At 68.6% G+C, this 2,045-nt stretch carries 4 protein-coding genes; 2 read left to right on the top strand and 2 right to left on the bottom strand.

Going from position 1 to position 2,045, the window contains the following annotated elements; all coding sequences use genetic code 11:
• Positions 1-227 precede the first annotated feature (227 nt).
• Complete coding sequence (locus LPZ50_RS24515) at positions 228-380, top strand: DUF3309 family protein (protein ID WP_230665444.1); 153 nt, start codon at positions 228-230, stop codon at positions 378-380.
• Positions 381-388: 8 nt separating this feature from the next.
• On the opposite strand, the gene LPZ50_RS24520 is transcribed toward LPZ50_RS24515, so the two are convergent.
• Entirely contained in the window at positions 389-901 is a 513-nt protein-coding gene (locus tag LPZ50_RS24520) for a flavodoxin family protein (RefSeq protein ID WP_230665441.1), read from the bottom strand.
• Positions 898-1,758 (bottom strand): zinc-dependent peptidase, encoded by an 861-nt coding sequence (locus tag LPZ50_RS24525; RefSeq protein WP_230665442.1) that lies wholly within the window; start codon positions 1,756-1,758, stop codon positions 898-900. Before LPZ50_RS24525 ends, LPZ50_RS24520 begins: the two co-directional genes overlap by 4 nt.
• A 106-nt stretch (positions 1,759-1,864) precedes the next feature.
• Here LPZ50_RS24525 and LPZ50_RS24530 point away from each other — a divergent pair.
• Positions 1,865-2,045: hypothetical protein (locus LPZ50_RS24530; protein WP_230665443.1), on the top strand; the 181-nt coding region annotated here is incomplete at its 3' end.

The raw sequence follows: 2,045 nt of genomic DNA on the forward strand, positions 1-2,045 counted from the left end.
CAGCGCGCGTAGCGCGCCGAGGGCGCCTGGATGCGCCCGAGCCCGACGCACGTTCGCCGCCACCGCCTGCCCGGGCGGCGCGGGACGGGGCAAGAACACCAGCAACCGGCCAGGAGCCTCACCGAACGGGGCAAGAACCCCAACCCCCAGTCCCAGGCACGGCGCTTGCAGACGGCTCCGCGGCGGCGCGTATGGCCGCCACTTCTAACAACGACAAGGAGCGCGCCATGGGTACTATCCTGCTCATCATCCTGATCCTGCTGCTGATCGGGGCTTTTCCCAGCTGGCCGTATAGCCGGGGCTGGGGCTACTACCCGAGCGGCCTGCTGGGCATCGTGCTGATCATCTTGATCGTCATGCTGCTGACAGGCAGGCTATAGCGGCCGCGTCATACTTCGCCGGCCAGCAGGGTGGCCGCCAGCAGGCCCCCCAGTTCGCCGCAGCGCGCCAGGGCTTCGTCCGGCACGGTCTTGGGGGCCAGGATCTGTTCGGCGGTTTGCGCCCCATTGCGCTCGATCAGCGCGGGGGCCACTGCGCGCAGCCGCCATCCGGTGCAGATACGTTCCACCTGGCGTGCCGCGCCGACGCCATCGCTGCCCGCGCTGATGGCGACGCCGTAGGGGCGCCCTGGTATCTGGTCCAGCACGCCGTAGTAGCAGCGGTCGAAAAATTCTTTCATCTCGCCGCTCAGGCTGGCCAGGTTCTCGGGAGCGCAGAACAGGTAGCCATCGGCGTGCAGCAGGTCGGCCGCCTGCACCGGCCGTGCGGGCCGCAGGTCCACTTGCAGCCGGGCCGCCAGTTCGAGTTCCCGTGCGGCCTGTTCCGCGCCATGCGCCAGGGCGCGCGCCATCTGTTCGGCCGCCCCGGTGCGCGAATGCCAGACGATCAGCAGGCGCTTCATGCCAGTTCCCCGGTGGCGGCCGGACGTTCCAGGCGGGCCAAGGGATCCTGGCGGTAATACCGGCAAAGCAGGCCGTACCAGTCAGGCAGGGCCTGGGCCAGCGGGGCGGGGTCGACGAAGAAATGTTCAGAACTGACAGCGAAGAACTCCGCCTCGTCGGCCGCCGCATAGGGGTCCAGGGGCAATTGGCCGTACCAGGTATCTGCCGCGGGGCTTTCCGGATCCATGTCGGGCGGAATCGAGGCCTCCAGGGCGTCCAGGGCCGCGGTGAAACGGTCCAGGCTGTCGTCCAGCACGCGCCGCCAGGTGCGGGGCGACAGGTCGGAGTGCGCGCCCAGCCCCGGCATGCCATCGGCGTTGCCGGATCCCAGGTCCAGCTTGTGGGCGAATTCGTGAATCACCACATTGAATGCCGTGCCGTTGGGCACGGTATCGGCCCACGACAGGATGACAGGACCGCCTTCCCAGGCTTCCCCGGCGGCGGGCTCGTCGTACTCGTGCACCACGCCCGCGTCGTCCTGCTGCATGCGCGGGATGGAAAAGCCTTCCGGGTAGACGATGATCTCGTCCCAGCCCTCGTACAGAGAGGGGGACAGGTTCAGGATGGGCAGGGCGGCCTGGGCGGCAATGGACAGGCGCATGAAGTCGGTCAGTTCGGCGCCGCGCGCGCCGTTGATGTTCTTGCTGGCCAGCAGCCAGGCGGCACGCGCCTGCAACTGCCCGGCCTCGTCGGGCCCGAGCGCCGCCATGAACGGATGCGCGTCCAGTACCTGCTGCCACAGGCCCGGCGGGATGCGGGCCTGCACCTCTGCCACTGTCGAGGCGGCCGCTCCCCGGCCCTTCAACCATCGAAACATAACTCTGGATTCCTTCTTCATGCCCGCGGCCTGGGGCTTGCCACGCCTGAGCTTAGTGTAGAGTGTAGGAAAATTCAGCCTTCCTGCCGGCCCGTTTTCGTACGCGATGTCCGTAATTCCCGATACCGATGCGTTCTCGCCGTTCGATGATGCCTGGCGCCAGATAGCAGCTGCGGGGCTGGACCCCGATGCGCCGGCCCGCATCGAGCGGGCGGTAGCCTGGGCCGAACCCCAGTTTGCCGGCCAGCGCGCCGCCACGGGCGAGCCCGTGGCCCATCATGCCGCGG

Origin of the sequence: Bordetella petrii (genome assembly GCF_020991325.1) — a bacterium.
Taxonomy (GTDB): domain Bacteria; phylum Pseudomonadota; class Gammaproteobacteria; order Burkholderiales; family Burkholderiaceae_B; genus Bordetella_A; species Bordetella_A petrii_E.